At 65.6% G+C, this 19,649-nt stretch carries 22 protein-coding genes; 14 read left to right on the plus strand and 8 right to left on the minus strand.

Annotated features, from left to right (window positions below; genetic code table 11):
- Positions 1-140 precede the first annotated feature (140 nt).
- Together KBY57_RS13865 and KBY57_RS13870 are read right to left on the minus strand one after the other, a co-directional pair.
- On the minus strand, positions 141-440 hold the full coding sequence (locus KBY57_RS13865; protein ID WP_254996489.1) for a 2Fe-2S iron-sulfur cluster-binding protein: 300 nt from the start codon (positions 438-440) through the stop codon (positions 141-143).
- 176 nt (positions 441-616) lie between these two features.
- Positions 617-1,006: a hypothetical protein gene (locus KBY57_RS13870; RefSeq protein WP_254996490.1), complete on the minus strand. Its 390-nt coding sequence runs from the start codon at positions 1,004-1,006 to the stop codon at positions 617-619.
- 248 nt (positions 1,007-1,254) lie between these two features.
- Between KBY57_RS13870 and KBY57_RS13875 the strand changes: the two genes are divergently transcribed.
- The 4 genes from KBY57_RS13875 (at position 1,255) to KBY57_RS13890 (ending at position 4,423) form a co-directional block, all read left to right on the plus strand.
- Positions 1,255-1,473, plus strand: a complete 219-nt coding sequence (locus KBY57_RS13875; RefSeq protein WP_254996491.1) for a CP12 domain-containing protein — start codon at positions 1,255-1,257, stop codon at positions 1,471-1,473.
- A gap of 209 nt (positions 1,474-1,682) precedes the next feature.
- A complete protein-coding gene (locus KBY57_RS13880; RefSeq protein ID WP_254996492.1) occupies positions 1,683-1,910 on the plus strand; it encodes a DUF3136 domain-containing protein in 228 nt (75 codons plus the stop codon).
- Positions 1,907-3,199: a glucose-1-phosphate adenylyltransferase gene (locus tag KBY57_RS13885; RefSeq protein WP_254996493.1), complete on the plus strand. Its 1,293-nt coding sequence runs from the start codon at positions 1,907-1,909 to the stop codon at positions 3,197-3,199. Before KBY57_RS13880 ends, KBY57_RS13885 begins: the two co-directional genes overlap by 4 nt.
- A 93-nt stretch (positions 3,200-3,292) precedes the next feature.
- Complete coding sequence (locus KBY57_RS13890) at positions 3,293-4,423, plus strand: efflux RND transporter periplasmic adaptor subunit (RefSeq protein ID WP_254996494.1); 1,131 nt, start codon at positions 3,293-3,295, stop codon at positions 4,421-4,423.
- Between the two features lie 51 nt (positions 4,424-4,474).
- Here the strand turns inward: KBY57_RS13890 and KBY57_RS13895 are convergent, their stop codons facing one another.
- Positions 4,475-4,870 carry a MerR family DNA-binding transcriptional regulator gene (locus tag KBY57_RS13895; protein ID WP_254996495.1) on the minus strand — a complete coding sequence of 132 codons (396 nt, stop codon included), beginning with the start codon at positions 4,868-4,870 and terminating at the stop codon, positions 4,475-4,477.
- 218 nt (positions 4,871-5,088) lie between these two features.
- On the opposite strand from KBY57_RS13895, the gene KBY57_RS13900 reads away from it, so the two are divergent.
- The 4 genes from KBY57_RS13900 to KBY57_RS13915 are packed head-to-tail and all read left to right on the plus strand — an operon-like array spanning position 5,089 to position 10,598.
- Complete coding sequence (locus tag KBY57_RS13900) at positions 5,089-5,625, plus strand: cytochrome b/b6 domain-containing protein (protein WP_254996496.1); 537 nt, start codon at positions 5,089-5,091, stop codon at positions 5,623-5,625.
- A gap of 7 nt (positions 5,626-5,632) precedes the next feature.
- Positions 5,633-6,343 (plus strand): cupin domain-containing protein, encoded by a 711-nt coding sequence (locus KBY57_RS13905; RefSeq protein WP_254996497.1) that lies wholly within the window; start codon positions 5,633-5,635, stop codon positions 6,341-6,343.
- A complete protein-coding gene (locus KBY57_RS13910; protein ID WP_254996498.1) occupies positions 6,343-7,539 on the plus strand; it encodes an exonuclease SbcCD subunit D in 1,197 nt (398 codons plus the stop codon). The genes KBY57_RS13905 and KBY57_RS13910 overlap by 1 nt, the downstream gene beginning before the upstream one ends.
- A 17-nt stretch (positions 7,540-7,556) precedes the next feature.
- Positions 7,557-10,598 (plus strand): AAA family ATPase, encoded by a 3,042-nt coding sequence (locus KBY57_RS13915; protein ID WP_254996499.1) that lies wholly within the window; start codon positions 7,557-7,559, stop codon positions 10,596-10,598.
- A 30-nt stretch (positions 10,599-10,628) separates the two neighbouring features.
- On the opposite strand, the gene KBY57_RS13920 is transcribed toward KBY57_RS13915, so the two are convergent.
- Complete coding sequence (locus KBY57_RS13920; RefSeq protein WP_254996500.1) at positions 10,629-11,042, minus strand: DUF1499 domain-containing protein; 414 nt, start codon at positions 11,040-11,042, stop codon at positions 10,629-10,631.
- A 16-nt stretch (positions 11,043-11,058) separates the two neighbouring features.
- Positions 11,059-11,742: a peroxiredoxin-like family protein gene (locus KBY57_RS13925; protein WP_254996501.1), complete on the minus strand. Its 684-nt coding sequence runs from the start codon at positions 11,740-11,742 to the stop codon at positions 11,059-11,061.
- 399 nt (positions 11,743-12,141) lie between these two features.
- Here KBY57_RS13925 and KBY57_RS13930 point away from each other — a divergent pair, with 399 nt between their 5' ends.
- The 4 genes from KBY57_RS13930 (at position 12,142) to KBY57_RS13945 (ending at position 16,105) form a co-directional block, all read left to right on the plus strand.
- The gene (locus tag KBY57_RS13930) at positions 12,142-13,695 is read left to right on the plus strand and encodes an FAD-binding domain-containing protein (protein WP_254996502.1); all 1,554 of its coding nucleotides are present in this window, start codon (positions 12,142-12,144) and stop codon (positions 13,693-13,695) included.
- A 111-nt stretch (positions 13,696-13,806) separates the two neighbouring features.
- On the plus strand, positions 13,807-14,877 hold the full coding sequence (locus tag KBY57_RS13935; RefSeq protein ID WP_254996503.1) for an alkene reductase: 1,071 nt from the start codon (positions 13,807-13,809) through the stop codon (positions 14,875-14,877).
- Positions 14,874-15,647: a pirin family protein gene (locus KBY57_RS13940; RefSeq protein WP_254996504.1), complete on the plus strand. Its 774-nt coding sequence runs from the start codon at positions 14,874-14,876 to the stop codon at positions 15,645-15,647. The genes KBY57_RS13935 and KBY57_RS13940 overlap by 4 nt, the downstream gene beginning before the upstream one ends.
- A gap of 32 nt (positions 15,648-15,679) precedes the next feature.
- A complete protein-coding gene (locus KBY57_RS13945) occupies positions 15,680-16,105 on the plus strand; it encodes a DUF2721 domain-containing protein (RefSeq protein WP_254996505.1) in 426 nt (141 codons plus the stop codon).
- A gap of 4 nt (positions 16,106-16,109) precedes the next feature.
- On the opposite strand, the gene KBY57_RS13950 is transcribed toward KBY57_RS13945, so the two are convergent.
- From KBY57_RS13950 to KBY57_RS13960, 3 genes are read right to left on the minus strand one after another with little or no spacing between them, the layout of a single operon-like run.
- Positions 16,110-17,654, minus strand: coding sequence for a phytoene desaturase family protein (locus KBY57_RS13950; protein WP_254996506.1), 1,545 nt, complete (start codon positions 17,652-17,654; stop codon positions 16,110-16,112).
- A 33-nt stretch (positions 17,655-17,687) separates the two neighbouring features.
- Complete coding sequence (locus KBY57_RS13955) at positions 17,688-18,125, minus strand: thiol-disulfide oxidoreductase DCC family protein (RefSeq protein WP_254996507.1); 438 nt, start codon at positions 18,123-18,125, stop codon at positions 17,688-17,690.
- Positions 18,122-18,370 (minus strand): hypothetical protein, encoded by a 249-nt coding sequence (locus tag KBY57_RS13960; RefSeq protein ID WP_254996508.1) that lies wholly within the window; start codon positions 18,368-18,370, stop codon positions 18,122-18,124. Before KBY57_RS13960 ends, KBY57_RS13955 begins: the two co-directional genes overlap by 4 nt.
- Positions 18,371-18,431: 61 nt before the next feature.
- Between KBY57_RS13960 and KBY57_RS13965 the strand changes: the two genes are divergently transcribed.
- A complete protein-coding gene (locus tag KBY57_RS13965; protein ID WP_254996509.1) occupies positions 18,432-18,884 on the plus strand; it encodes a secondary thiamine-phosphate synthase enzyme YjbQ in 453 nt (150 codons plus the stop codon).
- A gap of 90 nt (positions 18,885-18,974) precedes the next feature.
- The gene (locus KBY57_RS13970; RefSeq protein ID WP_254996510.1) at positions 18,975-19,460 is read left to right on the plus strand and encodes an HIT family protein; all 486 of its coding nucleotides are present in this window, start codon (positions 18,975-18,977) and stop codon (positions 19,458-19,460) included.
- Positions 19,461-19,649 lie beyond the last annotated feature (189 nt).

The raw sequence follows: 19,649 nt of genomic DNA on the forward strand, positions 1-19,649 counted from the left end.
CCTTGATACGCAACGACAGAGGGGCGGGCATCGCTGGAGCTCCAGACCGTGATCGGAGCCCTGTTGTCGCGTCCTGAGACCCGCCTATGTAGTTGGCGCGACCCGCCTACCTAATTGTCGTCAAATAACCGGCTTGAAATTCAATAAAGCGCCTCTTCGGCATGGGTTTCGACCGTGCAGTCCGAGGTGGGGATCGCCACGCAGGTCAGCACGAAACCGGCGGCAATCTGGTCCTCATCGAGGAAGGCCTGATCCTCTTGGTTCACCGTGCCACTGATCAATTTGCCAGCGCAGGAGGAACAGGAGCCGGCGCGACAAGAGATGGGCAGGTCGATGGACTGATCGGCAGCCGCATCGAAGATGGATTGATCGTCGGCGCACTCGATCGTGCGATTCAGCCCTTCGTTGGCGTTGACCAGCGTGACCTTGTAGTTCGCCATAGCAATGGTTGGTGTAGGGCTCAACAGGAAAAAGGGTTCCGACCTCCAGATTTCGGCTGAAGGTGGGCCCTCTTGGATGGCGACAGCGAAGCTCGTCCCTCATCGTCGCGATTCGATCCTGGGTCGCAGGGCTTGATCTGCGCCAGTCCCCATCCGGGGGGATTGCTGCCTGTGGATCAGCTCCAGGCGATGAAGCTGACCGGTTCGTACTTGGCAATGGAGATCCGCCAGCCCCGGATCACCAGGTTCCGAAGGCTGCCAAGCAAGGCTTCGGTTTCGCCACCAGAGATCCAGTTCGCCTTGAGCAGGGGCAGCTGTTCGCTCATCACGTCCAATGGCAGTTCGAGCAATAGCAGGCTCTGCTCTTCGGCAGCCCGTTGCAGAGCCCCGTCGTCGCTTCGCTGCCAGAGGCGCAGGAGCAGTTCCAAGGCCAGGGTGTGACCACTGTCACCTGGGTCAGAAGCTTCAGCGGCCGCTGCTGGCTGGGATTTACCGGTGAGTGGCAAGGCCCTCTTGCCTGAAATCTCAACCAGAGCCAGGGCCACGAGATAGGGAGCATCAGCCATGGAAGGGTTTCCCAGAACGGCACCACCTTGCAGGAGCGGACGCCGTAGGCGAAGCCAACCGCAAAAAGTGAGAGGAATTACCTGGATTTCAGGGTTGTTCATCGTTCTGTCGATGGATGCACAATCCACTGCGCTGGAGGGGCACCGGAGGAATGCCGCCCCCTTTCACCGTTTCACGTTCGGCGCCGTTGGTGAGCCGATAGGGCTAAATTCGCGCTGCCAATCCTGGCCCTATCGGGGCATGTTCCATGGCCACCATTGGAGACCAGCTCCAGACCTACCGCAACGCCCTGGCAGAAGCCCTCGCCAAGGACGAAAAATCAACGGCGCGCAAGATCGAGCAGCAGATCAAGGAGCTCGAGGAATTCCAGCAGCGTCATCCTGAAGAAGCTGAGGCTCCTTCGCCGTTTGAAGTGTTCTGCGACCTCAATCCTTCTGACATCAACTGCCGCGTCTATGACGACTGAGCCGCCCGTGGCTCAACTGCTTTTTGGCTAGGCGCGACCTCTGGGAAACGCTGACCTGCCCCCTTGATTGGTGCAGGCGCAACCAAGAGGCTTCAGCTAGCTCTGGCTTCACGATCCCTTGCAGATCCTGTCACCGAATTACCCCCATCCGGGGGCAGCGCACCACCGGGTGGCCAAGCGATTATTTACGTCGCCCAAGCGTTGCTGCAATGAGCCAAGCAACTTTCACAACCTCTCTCACGATCGGTGAGCTCGAAGCTAATTACGCGCTCTATTGCAAGGCTATGCGTATATTGGTTTTAGAAGAAAAAACGATTCACCAGATCCGACGAAGCGTCTGCTGGCATCGTTTGGAATGCCTGCATCAAAGCTTGCCACGGCAGTATAAGAACCCTGAGCACCTCTATTTCCTCCTCCAAAGAGATTCCAACTCTTGAAGCGCGTACTGGCGATCATTCTCGGGGGTGGTGCGGGCACGCGCCTGCAGCCCCTCACCCTGACTCGCGCCAAGCCTGCAGTGCCGCTTGGCGGTAAATACCGCCTGATTGATATCCCAATCAGCAACTGCATCAACTCTGGGATCAACAAGATTTACGCGCTGACCCAGTTCAATAGTCAGTCACTCAACCGCCACCTCAGTCTTACTTACAACCTCTCTTTCGGCTTCGGCGGTGGTTTTGTGGAGGTTCTGGCGGCTCAGCAGACTCCCGACAGCCCAAGCTGGTTCAAGGGGACTGCTGACGCTGTCCGTCAGTACCGAGAACTCTTCGAAGCCTGGGACGTGGATCAGGTGCTGATCCTCTCGGGGGACCAGCTCTATCGGATGGATTATGCAGCCTTTGTTGCAGCCCATCGGGCGAGTGGGGCAGCACTGACTGTTGGTGCTTTACCTGTTGATGGGTCGGCAGCCGAAGGTTTTGGCTTGATGCGCACGGATGCATCCGGACGAATCAAGGAGTTCCGTGAAAAGCCCAGGGGTGCAGCTCTCGAATCCATGCGGGTGGACACCCAGGCACTGGGCTTGTCCGCAGGCGAGGCACAGCGGCGCCCATTTCTGGCCTCGATGGGCATTTATGTCTTTCAGCGAGACACTCTGTTCAGTCTTCTGGCCACTCACCAGCAAGCAACGGACTTTGGCCAGGAGATCATTCCGGCAGCTCTGGAGAGCGGCCTCATGCTGCAGAGCTATCTCTTTGATGGTTACTGGGAAGATATCGGTACGATTCAATCCTTCTTTGATGCGAATCTTGCTTTGACGGATGAGCAGCCAGCCTTTAGCTTTTATGATGAGCGCGCTCCGATTTATACCCGTTCACGTTATTTGCCGCCCAGTCAAATCCACCAATCCCACATTCGCCGTTCTGTCCTCAGCGAAGGCTGCATCCTCGATCGCTGTGTCATTGAACACTGTGTGCTTGGCTTACGCTTGCGAGTTGAGGAGGGAGTTGTGCTCGAAGACGCCCTGGTGATGGGCGCTGATGGGTATGAGTCGGAGGCTGAGCGTGGCCAGGTGCGTTCACGCGGTGGGATACCCCTTGGGATTGGAGCAGGTTCAGTGGTAAAGAGAGCGATTCTAGATAAGAATGTGCGCATTGGCACCAATGTGCAGGTGATTAACAAGGATCGCGTCGAAGAGGCTGATCGCCATGATCTTGGATTTACAATCCGCAACGGTATTGTCGTGATTGAGAAGAATGCCACGCTTGCCGATGGCACAGTGATCTAGTTCCAACAGAAAAGTGGTGACGCGATAGATTCAGTCAAGGGCGGTGGACTCTCTGTAAGGATGCTCGTGATCCGTCCCCGGGGTTTGTTGCCGATGGCTATCCAGCCCTGCGGCCTGCCGATACTCCGGCGTCCTTTGTTCAAGGTGGGTCTTGCCATGATTCTGGGCGTGCCTGTCACGGGTTGCGGGCTTGGTGGATCCGACCAGGGGCGGGAGCGAGGGCCCCTGCCGGTAGAAACCCAGGCCGTCGAGGTTGGCCGCTTCAGTGATGTGGTGAACACATCGAGCACCCTGGAGGCGCTTGATGCGGTGCAGTTGGCGGCCCAGGCAGGTGGGCGCATTGAACGCCTCATCGTTCGACAGGGTGAGCAGGTGCGTGCTGGTCAATTGCTGGTGGTGCTCGACCAGACCCAGGCCAGTGCCGACGTGGCCCGTCTGCGGGCGGCGGTGGCCACCAACCTTCTCAATTGGCAGCGTTATGACGATCTGGTGAAGCAGGGTGCCGCCAGTGCAATCCAGCGCGACGAATTCCGCCAGACCTACATCGCCTCGCGTGAGCAGCTTGTGGCCAGCGAGGCCGACCTGGCCTTTCGGGATCTGCGGGCCCCGATCAGCGGCATCATTGGCGATCTGCGCGTGAAGGCAGGGGATGTGATCTCCGCCAGCAGCCCCTTCGCCTCGATCATTCGCAACAGTCAGCTGCTGGCCAGGATCGAGGTGCCTGCCATCTACAGCAATCGGGTTCGTCTCGGCCAGACCGTGATCCTGCTCGACCCCAGCACGGGCACTCCCATGGCTGAGGCACCCGTGCGCTCCATCGATCCCGTTGTGAGCAGCGGCGCTCAATCGCTGCTGGTGAAAGCGGCATTCAATAACTCAGACCTACGGCTGCGCGCCGGTCTGCGCACCCGCATTCGCCTGGTCTTAGACAGCCGTGAGCATCCGTTTGTGCCTTTTGTGGCCGTGACTCAACAGGGCGCTCAACGCATTGTGTATCAGGTGGGAACTCTGGCCGAACTGCGTCGCAACCCTGGCCCGGTTGATCTCAAGCCTTTGGCCCAACGACCGCCCACCACCCCGGTCGCCCTGCAGACCCCTGTGCAGCTGGGTTCCCTTCAGAACAACCGTTACCCGGTTTTCAAGGGACTGGATCCAGGCCGCCGGGTGATTACATCCAACCTGATGAGCCTGCGCCACGGCATGCCGATCCAGCCGCTGCCTTGAGTTGACAGCAGCGGACGATCAATCTGTCTTAAGCCTGATTCACTCTTGCGCTTAACCGGTATTGTCTGAGTTTTTTCGGCCGCCACAATCTTTCCATTGATCCAGCAGGGTGTGGAGCTCGTTGTAGAGGCTGCGCAGGGCGACAATCTTCTGCTCGATCTCACCGGCCTTGGCTCGCAGCGTGGCCTGCAGAGAGGAGCAGGTGCACACACCAGAGCGCCGCGACGCCAGCACCTGCAACACGTCATGCAGGGGAATGTCCATGGCCTTGAGGGTGCGGATCAGTGTCAGCTCGGCAAAAATGGCGTCGTTGAATAGGCGATAGCCCCCGTCGCTACGCCCTGTCGGATGGACCAGCCCTTCATCGCAGTAGAAGCGGATCGTTTTGACGGTTAGTCCGGAGCGCTTCGCCACCTCGCCGATCTTGAGAGCCGTTGCCGCTGCCATGCAAGTCTCTTGTTAGTGGAGAGTTGAATTTAGGGCTTTCGGCTGGAGTTTCGTCATGGTGAGATCTCTGCGACGACGGGAGTCAGGCAGAGAGGGTTGGCACGGGAAGAGGTAGCAGGCTTCCTTCCCTGGCGTGCCGGGTTGTTGCAAGGGCCGCGCGATGATCGGCATCACTGTTGAACCCCTGCCGGGTTCGGCGTATGGGCACGGTTCGTCGTATGAGCATCGTTCGTGCTTACCAACCTTCGCTGCTGCGGCTGTTGCATGGCGCCATGGCCCTGCTGGTGCCCCTGGCCTGGCTGAGCGGACTGATCGTGTACTCCAACCACGACGGTCGCTTCGGGCGGTTGAGCTGGCAGCCGGCCGGCGATTGGATTGATCTCCACGGCACGCTCGGGGTGTTCCTCTGGCCTCTGGCCCTGCTGTTTGGCCTCTATGCCTTCACTCTGGGTCGGGCCCGCCTTCACCAGGCGGCGAATGCCACGGCCTTGCTGGCGTTGGCCTTAGCCGTGGGCAGCGGCAAGTTGATGAATGAAAACTGGCTTCGCACCGGCCAGGTCGATCATTTTGTCTACAGCCTTCACCTGTTGGCCTGGCTGCTCGTTGCGGCAGCGGTGATCTGGCATGTGGCTGCCATCCTGATGCGGGGTGGAGCACCCCTGGCCCTGTCGATGTTTCAGGTGAAGCTGCGCCCCAACGACCTCCCCCGTGATTGGGCGGCCCAGGTGGGTCGTCTGCTGCGGCGATCGTCCTGACCCGCCCATGAACCTCCACGCCGACCTCAGCCAGCGCGCTGTGCTCCAAACCCCCAACCTGGCCTGGACGCCCTCGCCGATGGCCGGGGTGGAGCGGCGCCTGTTGGATCGTGTCGGCGGGGAAGTGGCCCGGGCCACATCGATTGTGCGTTACGCGCCTGGGAGTCACTTTGAGCGCCACAGCCATGGCGGTGGCGAGGAGATCTTGGTGCTGGATGGCACCTTCTCAGATGAGCATGGGGACTACACCGCCGGCACCTACCTGCGCAACCCCGCCGGCTCCAGCCATTCGCCGTTCAGTGAGCAGGGCTGCACGCTCCTGGTGAAGCTGCACCAGATGCACTCGGCTGATCAACAGCGCCTCGCCATCGACACCCTCAGTGCGCCCTGGCTCCCGGGGTTGGTGCCCGGTTTGGAGGTGATGCCGTTGCATGCCTTTGGCTCGGAACATGTGGCCCTGGTGCGCTGGGCGCCCGGCACGGTCTTTCAGCCCCATCGCCATGGCGGCGGCGAGGAGATCTTTGTGCTGGAGGGGGTGTTTCAGGATGAGCACGGCACCTATCCGGCTGGGAGCTGGTTGCGCAATCCCCCCGGCAGCGTCCATCGCCCTTGGAGCGAGCTGGGCTGCACGATCTGGGTGAAAACCGGCCACCTGCCGGACACTGCCTACCTGCCGGACACCGTTCACCACGCCAGACTTGCCGTTCTACGGAGCTGATGCGCCTCCTCCACACCTCTGACTGGCACTTAGGACGGCAGTTTCATGGAGCTTCGCTCCTGCAGGAGCAGGCCGCCGCCCTGGATCGCATCGTGGAGTTGGCCGCCGAGGCGGAGGTGGATGCGGTGCTCATCGCTGGCGACATCTACGACCGGGCCATCCCGCCAGCAGAGGCGGTGTTGCTGTTCAACGACACCCTGGCCCGCTTGAGCCGCAGCGGTGCCGCCGTGGTGGCGATCGCCGGCAACCACGATTCCCATGTGCGGGTGTCGATCTACGACCCGTTGCTCTCGGCCTTCGGGGTGACCATTCGCGGGGATGTGCGGCGGGCCCATGAGCCGGTGCTGGTCACGCCCAAGCGGGGAGGCGCCCCTGTGGCGATTTACCCGCTGCCTTATCTGGAGCCGGCTGTGGATGGTCCATCGCTCGTCGCTGTGGCTGAGGCGGTTGAGGCTGGATCGTCTCCAGGTTCCACCCGGGTCAGCCATCAGGAGGTGACACGCCTGGCCCTCGATGGGATTCGCCGTGATCTGCTCTCCCGGCCGCAGCACCGCTCGGTGCTGGTGGCCCACACCTTTGTGATGGGTGGGGAGCCATCTGAATCAGAACGGCAACTCAGCATCGGCAATGTGGATCGCGTCAGCGTCGACAGCTTTGCCGGCTTCGACTACGTGGCCCTGGGCCATCTGCACGGGTCCCAGCAGCTCGATGGCCCACGCGTGGCCTACTCCGGCACACCGCTGCCCTATTCGTTTTCGGAGCAGCATCACACCAAGTCGGTGCGGATCGTTGAGCTCGATGCCGCCGGCACGGCCAGCGTCGAGATCGTGCCGCTGGGGGTGGGGCGTCCGCTGCGCACCCTCGAGGGGCCGTTGGAGTGCCTCTGCGGCGATCCCCAACACGCCGCTGCTGCTGATGCCTGGCTGCGGGTGATCCTCACCGACGAGGTGCTGCCACTGCAGGCCATGGCCCGGCTGCGCCAGCGGTTTCCCCATGTGGCGGAGCTGCGGCATCGGCCCCCGGAGCTGCAGCGCTCCACCGCCACGGAGCGCCACGAAACGGTGCGCCAAGCCACCTCACCCCTCGCGTTGGCGATGGCGTTTTTCGCCGACCAGCAGGGGCGCCCCGCCGGCCCGCCTGAAGCTGAGCTGTTGCGTCAGGCGCTGGAGGCCTCCACCCGGGGAGGGGAGCAGTGAAACCCCATCAGCTGCGGATGGAGGCGTTCGGGCCCTACGCCGAGCCTGCGGAGATCGACTTCGATGCCCTCAGCGATGAGGGGCTGTTTCTGATCCACGGCAGCACCGGTGCCGGCAAAACCTTCCTGTTGGACGCCCTCAGTTATGCCCTGTATGGCGAGGTGTCGGGGGATCGCAACGTCAAGGCGTTGAAATCGGACCACGCCGATGCGGCGGCGGTGCCGCGGGTGAGTTTGGTGTTCTCCTGCGGCGGTGGCCGCTACCGGGTGGAACGCTCTCCGGGCTACACCGCCCCCAAGACCCGCGGCGAGGGGTTCACCGAAAAGGCCGCCCAGGCGGTGCTGTTCCGGTTGAACGGTTCAGACGCCGAGCCGATCGTCAGCCGCACCACTGAGGTGAGCCGCGAGGTGGAGCAGCTGGTGGGTCTCAATGCCGCCCAGTTCCGCCAGGTGATCCTGCTGCCCCAGGGCCAATTCGCGGAGGTGTTGCGGGCCAAGGCCGAGGAGCGCGAGGCCCTGCTCAAAACCCTGTTCGACACGGTGGCCTTTGAGCAGGCGGGCTTCTGGCTGGAGGATCAGGCCAAGGTGGCACGGCTGGATCTGGCGGAATGCACCCGGGCCCAGGAGGTGCTGCGTCGCCAGGCTGCCCAGGCCTGGAGCCCGTTCGCCTCGCCGCCACTGCCTGACCCCTCTGCCGCGCCTGACCACCCTGCCGTGCCTGACCAGCCCGCCGCGCTTGATGAGCCTGACGCTCCTGATCTCGATCGCCTGCAGGACCAGATCGCCCTGGTGGTGGCGGGTACGGCCCAACGTCTTGCGCAGGCCACCGCAGCCCTGAATGCTGCTCAGACAGCCAAAGCTGAGGTGGACAGGCTGGCCGATCGCTGGGACCGGCGCGCGGCGGCCCAAGCCACGCTTGTGGAGCTGGAGGGCAAGCGGGCGGTGGTCGACGACTACCGCCAACGGCTGCGGTTGGCCGAGCAGGCCGAGGCCCTGCGCCTGAGCGTGGAGGCGCAGCAGGCGGCGCAGGCGGACTGCCTGCAGCTGCAACAACGCATCGCGGCCCAGCTGGGCGGCGCCATGCGAGCCCGCGACGCAGCCCAGGCCTTGCCTGCCGCTGTGTTGCAGCTCGAGCTGAGGGCGCTGCCGGCCCTGGAGGCTCTGGATGCCGCCCGCACTGCCCTGGCGGCGCGCCGGGTGGAGTTGACGTCCCTGGTGCGCCAGGCCCAGGAGGCCGCTGAGGCCCAGGGCGCCGCGGAGCAGGCCCGCCAACGGGCCGCCTCCGCTGAAGCAACCCAGGCCCGCAGCAACGCCGAACGGGAGGCGCGGCAGCAGCAGTGGCAGGCCGCCAGTGAGGCTCTCCAGCGGGCTTGCTCAGCCCGTGATCGGCTCGATGGCTTGCAGCTGGCTGCCCAGGAGGCCCAAGTGCAGAGCGATGCCAGCGCGGCCATGGCGGCAGCCCAAGCGCGGCACAGCCAGGCCATCGCCGCCCAGAACCGTGCCGATGGCGCGCTCAACCAGGCCCATGCCCTGCTGCTGGAGCTGCGCCGCCGCCAGATCGCCGGCATGGCGGCGCAGCTCGCCGGCGGGCTGGTGGACGATGCCCCCTGCCCCGTGTGTGGCGCAACCCTTCACCCCAGTCCGGCTCAGCCTTCGGAGGATGCCGTGGCCGACGCGGCGATCAGCGCCGCTGAAGGCGACCTGACCGCGGCCACCACGGCGGCCCGCGAAGCGGCGACGCTCGTGGCCACGGCCCAGGGGGAGCTGAAGGGGCTGCAGCAGAAGGCCGGTGCCGCGGCGGCCGATCCGGCGGCAGCCCGTGGGGCGGCGCTGCAGGCCGAGGAGGCCCTCAACGCTGCCAAGGCCCTGGCGGCCCAGGTCGATACCGTGCAGCAGGCGATCGTGGGTCACGAGCGGGAGCTGCAGAGCCTCCAGGCCGCCATCCAGGCGGCTGCCACGCAGCAGGCCCTGCAGAGCCAGGTGGCCGCAGAAGCCCTGCGCCGGGCCGAAAGCATCCACGCTGAGATCGCCAGCACGCTGGGGCAGGGGGTCGACCCCCAGGTGGCGCTGCTTGGCGTTGCGCCCCTGGAGGCGGCCTTGAAGGATCTGGCGGCCTGCTGCCAGGCCAGCAGCAGAGCTGACGCGCGGCTCCAGCAGGCGGTGGCGCGGCTGGCCCAAGAATTGGTCGGCTCGGCGTTTGCCGATGGCGCTGCCGTGCAGAACGCTTTGCAGGAGCCGAGCTGGCGCCAGCGGCTGGTCGAGCGGATTGACGTCTACGACAACGCCCTGATTGCCGTAACCAGTGTGCTGGCCTCCGCCGATCTGAGCGAGCTGCCGGAGCAGCGGCCCGACACCGCTGCGGCCCAGGAGGCGGTGGCTGTTGCCGATGCCGCCCGTACGGCAACCGTGGAGCGCCATAGCGAAGCCCGGGGGGCGCGGGCCGAGATCGAACGGCTGGCTGCGGCGCACCGGCAGGGGGCGGTTGCCCTGCAGGCAAGCCAGGAGCGGGCGCGGCTGCTCAGCGCCGTGGCCGATCGCTGCACGGGTCGGGCGGCACCGTTCATCTCCCTGCAGCGATGGGTGCTGTCGGCCTATCTGGCGGAGATCTGCCGCTATGCCAATCAGCGGCTGGAGCTGATGACCTCAGGCCGCTACCAGCTGCGGCTCAGTGATGAAGGCGGCCGGGGCGGTCGCCATGCCGGCCTGGGGCTGCGGGTGCTCGATGCCTACACCGGCGAAGAGCGGGAGGTGAGCAGCCTGTCCGGCGGCGAGACGTTTCAGGCCTCCCTGGCCCTGGCCCTTGGTGTGGCCGACACGGTGCAGGCCCATGCGGGAGGCGTGCATCTCGATGCCCTGTTCATCGACGAGGGCTTCGGCACGCTCGATCCCGACAACCTGCAACTCGCCATGGACGAACTGGATCGCCTGCGCGATGGCGGCCGCATGATCGGTGTGATCAGCCATGTGGGTGGCCTCAAGGAGCGCATCCGGGCCGGCATCGCGATCACAGCGGGGGAGAGGGGCTCGCGGGCCACGGTGTGCCGCACCGGATTGGGCTGAGCCCTGGTGCGGGAGCCCTCCCAGATGGTGTCAGGTGGCGTCCGCCAGGGCCTGTTGAAGGCTGGCGAGCCGGCCGCCGTTCACGCCCAGATCGGAATCGCCGAGGCGTGACACCGAGCGGGCCTGCAACACGCCATGGGCCTTGTCGGCATACAGCTCCAGATCGTCGACAAAGCCGAACAGGGCACTGCTGGCGGTGGCATGCAGGTAGCCATTGCTCTGCTCCACCACCTCCGTGCGGGGCATCGCCTGCACCACAGGCACCAGGGCCGCCAGGGCGATGTCGGGATCGGCTACGGCCCAGTCGGCGCGGGCGCAGTGGGCCGGTGAGGGGCAGGATGCAAGCGCTCCGTTGTGAACCCCCAGCTCCGCGGGCACCGGCCCGACGAAATGAAACAGGGCCAGGGTGATGGCCAGAACGCAATGCTGCAGAAGGGAGGTCATGGCCGCGTGGGGACGTTCAAGGGTTGAGGTAGGGATCGAGGAACGCCAGTGGGCGCGCCATGGTGGCGGAGAACCCCAAAATGCCGCGGTCTTGGTAGCTGTAAAGCAGGGTGTCGTCGCTGTCGAGCAGGTAGGTGCCGCCGCGCTGGGTGATGAAGTCGTCGCGGGGGACGTAGGTGCGCCAGGCACCGAGCACCTCCACCATGTTGCGCAGCCGCACCGTGGCCAGCTCGAAGGGACGCTGAAATCCCCCGCCGCCAGCCAGTGCAAACAGCGGGCTCTCCAGCCGCTGGGGCGCTGAGCGATCGCCGCTGTAGCCCCGCACCACCTCGGCCAGGGTGCCGGGTGAGCCGATGCCGGCGCACATCAGCAGCAGCCCAGGCCATGGGCCGCCAGCAACCTGCAGCCCGGCGTAGAGGCCCAGCGCTTGATGCAGCTGGGGTTCCGCATCCACCAGCAGGCGATCGCGGGGAAAGCCAGTGAACCGGCAGAAACGATCGGCCCCGGGGCCATCGCCGATGCCGATGGCCAGAATCGTGATCCCCGCTTCCGCCAGGCGCGGCAGCACGGGCACGAGGGCCTGGGCATATTCCAGGCTGTCGAAGTCTCCCAGCTGGGAGAGCAGCAGCACCAGCCGCCGGCCCGATCCCATACCGGGCACCGAGGCGAGCCGTTGCAACAGGGGTTTGGGAGCCTTCATGCGCTCACCGTAACGACAGCTCTGCTGCGGAAGCGCGCCAATGACTGCAGCCGCCGGATCCGTGTACCGTGCAACTGGTAGAGCCGCAGATTTATGCGAATCACGCATTATCAGGGTGAACACCTGGTTGCCTTGACGTCCCCAGAGGCTGCTCGTCTGGTGGATGCCTGCGCGCTGTTGGTGCTGGCAGCCGAATCGGTGCCCGGCTCCCCCCTTCCCCCGGAGATGGCCAGCCTGCTCTCCGCTCTTTTTGACGGGCTGAAAAATTCGACAGGAGCCTCGGCTCCTGCTCCGCACACCCTCCCCTAAACGAACCGATGTTCGCTGCGGTGAAAATTTCCCGCCACGGCAACCAACATCTGCTTTGGCGCTGCGGCCGGCGCTGAATCCCTGCGCGCCATGGGCCCCCTTCATATCGTCTGGTTCAAGCGGGATCTGCGCTGCGTGGATCACCGGCCCTTGCTGGACGCGGCTGGCAGTGGGCCCGTGCTGCCGCTCTATGTGGTGGAACCTGAGCTCTGGCAGCAGCCCGATAGTTCCGCCCGCCAGTGGGCGTTTTGCCGTGAAAGCCTGGGGGAGCTCAGAGCCGCTCTGGCGAGCCTGGGCCAACCGCTGATCGTGCGCGTTGGGGTGGTTGAGCAGGTGCTGGAGCGGGCCCGCCGTCAGTTCGGCATTGCCGGCCTCTGGAGCCATGAGGAAACGGGCAATGGCTGGACCTACGCCCGCGACCGGCGGGTGGCGGCCTGGGCCCGGCAGCACGGCATCACCTGGAGGGAGATCCCCCAATTCGGGGTGACGCGCCGGTTGAACAGCCGCCAGGGCTGGGCCCGGCGTTGGGAGCAGCGCATGGCCGAGGCCATCAGCCCCGCCCCTGAGCGCTTGACCCTCTTGGCCGGCCTCGATCCCGGACCCATCCCCACCGCCGAGGCCTTGGGGATGGCAGCAGACCCCTGCCCCGACCGTCAGGTCGGTGGTCGCTCCCAGGGGCTGGCCGTGCTGGAGAGCTTTCTGGAGCAGCGCAGCCGCACCTACCAGCTCGGTTTGTCGAGTCCGAACACAGCCGGGGTCAGTTGCTCGCGGCTCTCGCCGCATCTGAGCTGGGGAACGCTGTCGCTGCCGGAGGTGGTGCAGCGCACCCGTCAGCGCCGTGCTGCCCTCAAGGCCGTGCCCTGGCGCCGTGCCCTGCAGCGCTTTGACGAGCGCCTGCACTGGCACTGCCACTTCATCCAGAAGTTGGAGAGCCAGCCGAGCCTGGAGTTTCGGGAGCTCCATCCCCTCACCGCCGGCCTGCGCAGCGGTGATGGGGCTGGCGATGCAGCGCGGCTGGCGGCCTGGGCTGAAGGGCGCACCGGCCTGCCGTTTGTGGATGCCTGCATGCGCTCCCTGGTCGCCAGCGGCTGGCTCAATTTCCGCATGCGGGCGATGCTCCAGTCGGTGGCCAGCTATCAGCTGTGGTTGCCTTGGCGCGAGAGCGGCTTGCATCTGGCCCGGCTGTTTGTGGATTACGAACCGGGCATCCACTGGAGCCAGTGCCAGATGCAATCGGGCACCACCGGCATCAACACCATCCGCATCTACAACCCGATCAAGCAAGGGCGCGATCACGACCCCGAGGGTGTGTTCATCCGGCGTTGGCTGCCGGAGCTGGCGGATGTGCCGGCGGTGCACCTTCATGAACCCTGGAGGATGGATGGCGCCACCCAGGAGCGCGTCGGATGCCTACTGGGCGTCAACTATCCCGAGCCGATCGTCGATTGGGTGGCGGCTGCAGCCACGGCGCGCGCTCGTCTCTGGAGCCTGCGGCGGGAGCAGGGTTTTGCCGCGACAGCGGATGCGATTCAGCAGCGCCATGGCTCGCGCCGCTCCGGTCTGCGCGCTTCGTCTCGGCGCAGCCGGCGCGGCCCTTCGTCGGCAGATGCTTCGGTGGCCCAGTTGAGCCTGGATCTCGCCTGAAAGCCCACGGGCGCATTCCTTGGTGACCCCCAGCTGCATCCCCAGCTTTGAAGTGCCGTCTTGTGCAGACCTGCCCGGCAGGCACACGATGGCTCCAGCTTCGCAACACCGATGGCCGATCTGTTCACGCCGCTGCGCCTGGGCTCGCTGGAGCTGCCCAACCGCATCTGGATGGCGCCCCTCACCCGCTGCCGCGCCGAGGAGGGCCATCTGCCGGGGCCGCTGATGGCGGAGTACTACGGCCAGCGGGCGAGTGCCGGCCTGATCGTGGCCGAGGCCACGATGGTGATGGAGGGGAATTCCGCCTTCTGGCATGAGCCCGGCGTGTGCAGCCAGGCCCAGATCGAGGGCTGGCGCCTCACCACCGAGGCGGTGCACCGCGCCGGTGGTCGCATCGTGCTGCAGCTCTGGCATGGCGGCCGCGCCTGCCACCCGTTGCTGAATGGCGGCGCCCAGCCGGTGGGCCCTAGCCCGATCGCCACCACCGGCGCCGAGGTGCACACCCCCGAGGGCAAAAAGCCCTATGTGGTGCCCCGCGAGCTGCGTGACGACGAACTGCCCGCCATTGTTGAGGGCTTCCGCCAGGCGGCCCGCGCCGCCACTGATGCTGGTTTCGACGGGGTGGAGGTCCACGGCGCCAATGGCTACCTGCTCGATTCCTTTTTGCGCAATGGCAGCAACAAGCGATCCGGCCCCTATGGCGGCTCGATCGCAAACCGGGCGCGGCTGTTGCTGGAGGTGCTCCAGGTGGTGGGCCAGGAAACGCCGCTGATGGGACTGCGCCTCTCGCCGCTCAACAGCTTCAACGCCATGGCGGATTCCGATCCGATCGGGCTGGTCACCTGGCTGGCCCAGCGCCTCAACGATCGACCCCTGGCCTACCTGCACCTGATTCGCGGCGACCTGCTGGCTCAGCAGCAGGGGGATGTGCTCACTCCCGCGCGCCAGCACTTCCGCGGCTTGTTGGTGGCCAACATGGGCTACACGGCTGCGGAGGCCAACGCCGCCATCGCTGCCGGCGACCTGGACGCGGTGGCCTTCGGCACCAGCTTTATGGCCAACCCCGACCTGCCGGAGCGCTTCCGCCGCGGGGCGCCCCTCAATGCGCCCGATCCCGCCAGCTTCTACAGCCCCGGCCCCACTGGCTATACCGATTACCCCACCCTGGGGCCCCAGCCATGACGTCCCGCTCCAGCGCCCCTGCCAGCGGCAGTGGATTCGTGTTCCGTCCGGCCGCTGAGCGCTTCCACAGCCAGCGCGACTGGCTCGACAGCTGGCACAGCTTTTCGTTCTCCAGCCATGTCGACCCGGCCTGGATGGGCTACGGCCCCCTGCGGGTGATCAACGACGACGTGATCGCCGCCGGCACTGGTTTTGGCATGCACCCCCACCGCGACATGGAGATCATCACGGTGATGGTGGAGGGCCAGCTCAACCATCGCGATTCGATGGGGCATGCCGAGGTGCTGCGCGCCGGCGAGGTGCAACGCATGAGCGCCGGCACCGGCGTGGTGCACAGCGAGATGAACGGCGGGGATCAGGCCTGCCGGTTGCTGCAGATCTGGATCGAGCCCAGCAGCACTGGCATCGCTCCGGCCTATGAGCAGAAGCCCTTCGCCATCGGCAGCGGCTGGACGCTTCTGCTGGACCCCGAGCAGACCGGCAGTGCCATGGCCATCCACCGGCCGGTGCGCCTCTGGCGGGCCCAACCCCAGCCCGGCCAGAGCCTGGAGTTTCCCTTGGCCCCCGGCAGCCGCGGTTGGCTGCAGCTGATTGATGGGGCCGTTGCCCTGGAGGCGGGCGGGGAGGCTCCGGGTTGTCCCGCCCAGCTGAGTCGTGGTGATGGTCTGGGGTTCGAGGCGGGCGCTGCGGGGCTGGCTGCCATCACTGCCACCACTACCGCCACTGCCACCACCAAGCGTGCCGATCTGCTGCTGTTTGAATTGCGCTGAGTAGGTTTGCCAAGCCTCCGGCTGCCCTTGCCATGCCCTCTGCTGACCTGGCCAGAGCCATCCAGCTCTCCCTGGCGCCGGTGTTTCTGCTGGTGAGCATGAGTGGCTTGCTGATGGTGCTTACCAATCGGCTGGCTCGCCTCGTCGACCGGGCCCGGGAGCTGAAGCGTCTGGAGCGCGACTCCGATCAGGAGCTGGGACGCGACCTTCGCCAGGAGCTGCAAGGCCAGAAACGGCGCATGGGTCTGCTGATCAAGGCGATTGAGTTCGGCTCCGTCACCATGTTGCTGGTGGCCTTGGTGGTGGCGATCGTGTTCATCAGCGTGGTGGCCCAGCTCGATCTGGCGCTGATGGTGGCGCCACTGTTTGTGCTGGCCATGGTGTGTCTGATGGTGGCCGTGTCGCTCCTGCTGCGGGAGCTTCAGCTAGCCACGGCCCAGCTGCGGCGCACTTTTTGAGCTGTTAGCCCATGCCGATGCTCTCCAGCAGCTCCCGCTGTTGGCGCGGCTCCACGAAGCGGTGGGCGGCCTGGGCGCCACTCACGGCGACCGGTGGTACGCCGATCCCCGGGAACACCCCAGCTCCGCAAAGCACCAGGTTGTCGATGGGTGTGCCGCCACCGGGAAATGCCCCAGCGTTGGCCGGCCAGGCCGGCCCGTAGCTGCCTTGGTGAACCCTGAGGTAGTGCTGGTGGGTCAGGGGTGTGCCCTGCAGTTCGATCACCAGCCGCTCCCGCCAGTCGGGGATCAGGGGATCCAGCACCCGGTGGAACAGCTGGCAGCGCTCGTGTTTGAGGGCCGTGTAGGCGGGGCTGCCCCGTTGGAGGTCTTGCCACAGCTCCCAGGGTTCGTTGGCGGGGGTGTAGCCATGCAGCACCTGATGGCCCACAGGTGCCATCGATGGATCCAGTAGCGACGGCATCGACAGCACAACCATGTTGCGCTCGGCCCCGATGCCCCGCTGCCAATCACCCACCCAGACATGGTGGATGGGCAGGTGCTGCAGATCGTCTCCCCGCAGCCCGACATGCCAGTGCAAAAAGCTGTTGCAGGCCGGCGTGCTGGCCTGCTTGCGCCGCCAGGTTGCTGGGCAGTCCTGTTCGTCTAATAGGGCCAGGGTGTCCCAGGGGCTGGCATTGCTGATCACCCCCCGGCGGGCGCGCAGCACCGTGCCATCCCCAAACCGCACCCCCACGGCGCGTTTGTTCTCCACGCAGATGCCGTGCACCGGCGTCGCCGTGTGCAGCACGCCGCCATGGCGCTCCAGCGCCCGCTTCAGGGCCTCCACCACGGCGGCGCTGCCACCGATCGGGTAGTCGAGGCTGGCCTCGGGTTCAAACCATTCGCCAAAAAGGGTCGCCATCGCGGCGGCACTGGTCTGATCCATCGGCAGGCCCGAGATCAGAAAGCAGAGCAGATCCACCCAATGGAGCAGGAAGGGATCACGCAGGTGGCGCCGGGCGATCGGTCCGAACGCCCCGCCGAGTTGGGCCAGCCTGCCGGCCTGGGCCAGCAACCCCACAGCTCCCTTTCCTCCCAGGGTGGTGGCCAGCCCCAGACCCGGCCTCAGGGCGAGCAGGGGCAGGGCTCTCGCGGCCCGGCAGGTTGGTTCGAGCACCTGCATGAAGCGGGCCCATTCGTCGCTGGCGCTGGCGCCGCGGAGCTCCTGCACCACCGCCAGAAAGGGCTCAAGGCCCACCCCCACCCGCAACGGCCCCTCGGGAAGCAGCAGGCCCCAGTCTTGATAGGTGGCCACGGGCACGGATTCACCCACGGCCCGCAGCACCTGGGCCAGGGGATTGCTGCTGGGCCAGCGGCCCAACCCCGACCACAACGAGGGACCGGATTCAAATTGAAACCCCTGGCGGCTGAAACCATGGGCGGCACCACCTGGCACGGTGTGGGCTTCCAGCACGGCCACCTCGAGGCCGTAGCGGGCCGCCAGGGCTCCGGCACACAGGCCGCCCAGGCCGCTGCCGATCACCACCAGGTCGACGTCTTGGTGCATCAACGGTTTTGCTGCATCAGCGGTTTTGGTGCATCAGCGGGGGGCGCAGCTGCCGCCTCGGCTCTGGCAGAGCGTCTCCAGGGTGGGTCGCCCCGTGAGGCGCAACCGACCAGCAGCCCAGAGGCCATAGGCCAGATCCGCCAGCTGGCGCACCAGTGGCCAGCGGGTGGGCGCATAGAGCCAGCCAAGGCCAACCAGGGCGTAGGCGCGCCGGAAGACGGCCACATCCCGGAGCACCTCCCCGTCGGCGGTGATGGCATGGATGCGACCCATCGCTTCTGCGTAGCTGATGCCGGCGTGGGCCTCGGGGTTGTAATCGGCTCGGTCGATGTCCACGAAGGCGAGCCGAGACTGGTCGCCATGGCGGGCCCGGTCGCGTCGTTGCAGGCCGTTCACCTCCCGCAGGCACAGCGGGCAGGCACCGTCGTAGAGCACGGTGAGGGCTGCGAGGTTGTCTGTCTGCTGGCTCACTTTTTGCGGCAGTAGCCACCACCCACATTCATCCAGCCCGAGGGGCAGGCCTGGCCGTTGGTGGGCTGCACCGTGTAGTTCATCAAGCCCAGGGTGCTGCACTGGCCATTGAATGTGTCGACGTAACCCATCGGGCAGATGTTGCCGATCTTGGGCACCTGGCGCTGGGCCTGGGCTGGTGGGCTGATCAGGGCCAGGCCCGGTAGCACCACCAACAGGCACAGCAGAGCGCGACTGGCGGTCATTCAGAAGGCTGCAGAAGGGACTTCTCGATGCTAATCAGGGCTCGCAGTTGGTTTTGTCTTCATGCTGCGCCAGAGCCTCGAAACGCTCCAGGTGCTCACCCCGGGTGAGGGCTTCACCGATCTCACCGGCCGGTTGAACGCCAGCATCGCCGCCAGTGGCCTGCAGCTCGGCCTGCTGAACCTGGTGTGTCTGCACACCTCCTGCAGCCTCACGATCAACGAAAATGCCGATCCGCGTGTGTTGCGCGACCTCTCGGCCTACCTGCGTGCCCTGGTGCCCGAGGAGGGCATTCGCCCCCTGAGCGGCCTGGGCGACCTCCGCCCCTACATCCACGCCGATGAAGGGGCCGACGACATGCCGGCCCACATCCGTACGGCCCTCACCACCAGCCAGCTCAGCCTGTCGTTCCAGCACGGTCGACTGCTGCTCGGCACCTGGCAGGCCGTTTACCTCTGGGAGCACCGGCGCCAGGGCAGTGCGCGCCAGTTGACGGTTCACGTGCTGGGCAGCTGACGCAGAACCGGCTTGCAGCAAGGACATGCAGCAAGGGCCGATGGTTGGTGCTGGCGCCCATGATTGACCGACCCAAGAGCGCTGATCAGCATGACTTTGGCTGCTGAAACGTGTGCGATTTGTCAGATCCATGGCTCTGTTTCAGCTCAGACGTCCTACGAAATCGGCCGCGGCGTTCTCTGGGTGCTGCGCCACCACCCCGATCCGTCGCCCCTGCTGGGTTGGCTGCTGCTCGACAGCGCACGCCACCTGGGTGGGCCTGTCGATTTCAACCCTGAGGAAGCCGCCGCTTGGGGGGTGGCCGTGCAGCACGCCAGCGCTCTGGTGAAGGAGCTCACGGGGTGTGATCGGGTGTATGCCATCGTCTTCGGAGAGGGTGCACCCCATCTGCACCTGCACCTGATTCCCCGCTTCACCAGCGACCCCCAGACCGCGGCCTGGTCAGTGGCGGACCACTACCGGGCTGTTATCGCCGGGGAGCGGAGCCCTGCCATCGCTGGCGACGTGGCTGATTTGGTTGTTCAGGCTCGCCAACGTGTAGACCAAGCCGTGCTGGATCGCCCCCAGCGATCCTGATCAAAGGGGCTGCAGCACCCTTAATTTGCGCAGCAGGGCTCCCATCGCACTGGTGCTGCGGGCAGGGCCGACTGAAAGTCAGGCACAAGGCAGCTGGCGCGGCCATGCTGGTGCCGGTTTTGTCGGGACTGCTCCCGTCCGTTGGCCCATTCTGTTGCCAGTGCTGATCTGATCGCCTTCCTGCAGGCC

This window comes from Cyanobium sp. Aljojuca 7D2 (assembly GCF_024346415.1).
Lineage (GTDB): Bacteria > Cyanobacteriota > Cyanobacteriia > PCC-6307 > Cyanobiaceae > Cyanobium_A.

Coding starts and splice junctions, on each gene's coding strand:
- KBY57_RS13865 (WP_254996489.1), bottom strand. CDS start 440: ATGGCGAACTACAAGGTCACGCTGGTCAACGCCAACGAAGGGCTGAAT.
- KBY57_RS13870 (WP_254996490.1), bottom strand. CDS start 1,006: ATGGCTGATGCTCCCTATCTCGTGGCCCTGGCTCTGGTTGAGATTTCA.
- KBY57_RS13875 (WP_254996491.1), top strand. CDS start 1,255: ATGGCCACCATTGGAGACCAGCTCCAGACCTACCGCAACGCCCTGGCA.
- KBY57_RS13880 (WP_254996492.1), top strand. CDS start 1,683: ATGAGCCAAGCAACTTTCACAACCTCTCTCACGATCGGTGAGCTCGAA.
- KBY57_RS13890 (WP_254996494.1), top strand. CDS start 3,293: ATGGCTATCCAGCCCTGCGGCCTGCCGATACTCCGGCGTCCTTTGTTC.
- KBY57_RS13895 (WP_254996495.1), bottom strand. CDS start 4,870: ATGGCAGCGGCAACGGCTCTCAAGATCGGCGAGGTGGCGAAGCGCTCC.
- KBY57_RS13900 (WP_254996496.1), top strand. CDS start 5,089: ATGAGCATCGTTCGTGCTTACCAACCTTCGCTGCTGCGGCTGTTGCAT.
- KBY57_RS13905 (WP_254996497.1), top strand. CDS start 5,633: ATGAACCTCCACGCCGACCTCAGCCAGCGCGCTGTGCTCCAAACCCCC.
- KBY57_RS13910 (WP_254996498.1), top strand. CDS start 6,343: ATGCGCCTCCTCCACACCTCTGACTGGCACTTAGGACGGCAGTTTCAT.
- KBY57_RS13915 (WP_254996499.1), top strand. CDS start 7,557: ATGGAGGCGTTCGGGCCCTACGCCGAGCCTGCGGAGATCGACTTCGAT.
- KBY57_RS13920 (WP_254996500.1), bottom strand. CDS start 11,042: ATGACCTCCCTTCTGCAGCATTGCGTTCTGGCCATCACCCTGGCCCTG.
- KBY57_RS13925 (WP_254996501.1), bottom strand. CDS start 11,742: ATGAAGGCTCCCAAACCCCTGTTGCAACGGCTCGCCTCGGTGCCCGGT.
- KBY57_RS13930 (WP_254996502.1), top strand. CDS start 12,142: ATGGGCCCCCTTCATATCGTCTGGTTCAAGCGGGATCTGCGCTGCGTG.
- KBY57_RS13935 (WP_254996503.1), top strand. CDS start 13,807: ATGGCCGATCTGTTCACGCCGCTGCGCCTGGGCTCGCTGGAGCTGCCC.
- KBY57_RS13940 (WP_254996504.1), top strand. CDS start 14,874: ATGACGTCCCGCTCCAGCGCCCCTGCCAGCGGCAGTGGATTCGTGTTC.
- KBY57_RS13945 (WP_254996505.1), top strand. CDS start 15,680: ATGCCCTCTGCTGACCTGGCCAGAGCCATCCAGCTCTCCCTGGCGCCG.
- KBY57_RS13950 (WP_254996506.1), bottom strand. CDS start 17,654: ATGCACCAAGACGTCGACCTGGTGGTGATCGGCAGCGGCCTGGGCGGC.
- KBY57_RS13960 (WP_254996508.1), bottom strand. CDS start 18,370: ATGACCGCCAGTCGCGCTCTGCTGTGCCTGTTGGTGGTGCTACCGGGC.
- KBY57_RS13965 (WP_254996509.1), top strand. CDS start 18,432: ATGCTGCGCCAGAGCCTCGAAACGCTCCAGGTGCTCACCCCGGGTGAG.
- KBY57_RS13970 (WP_254996510.1), top strand. CDS start 18,975: ATGACTTTGGCTGCTGAAACGTGTGCGATTTGTCAGATCCATGGCTCT.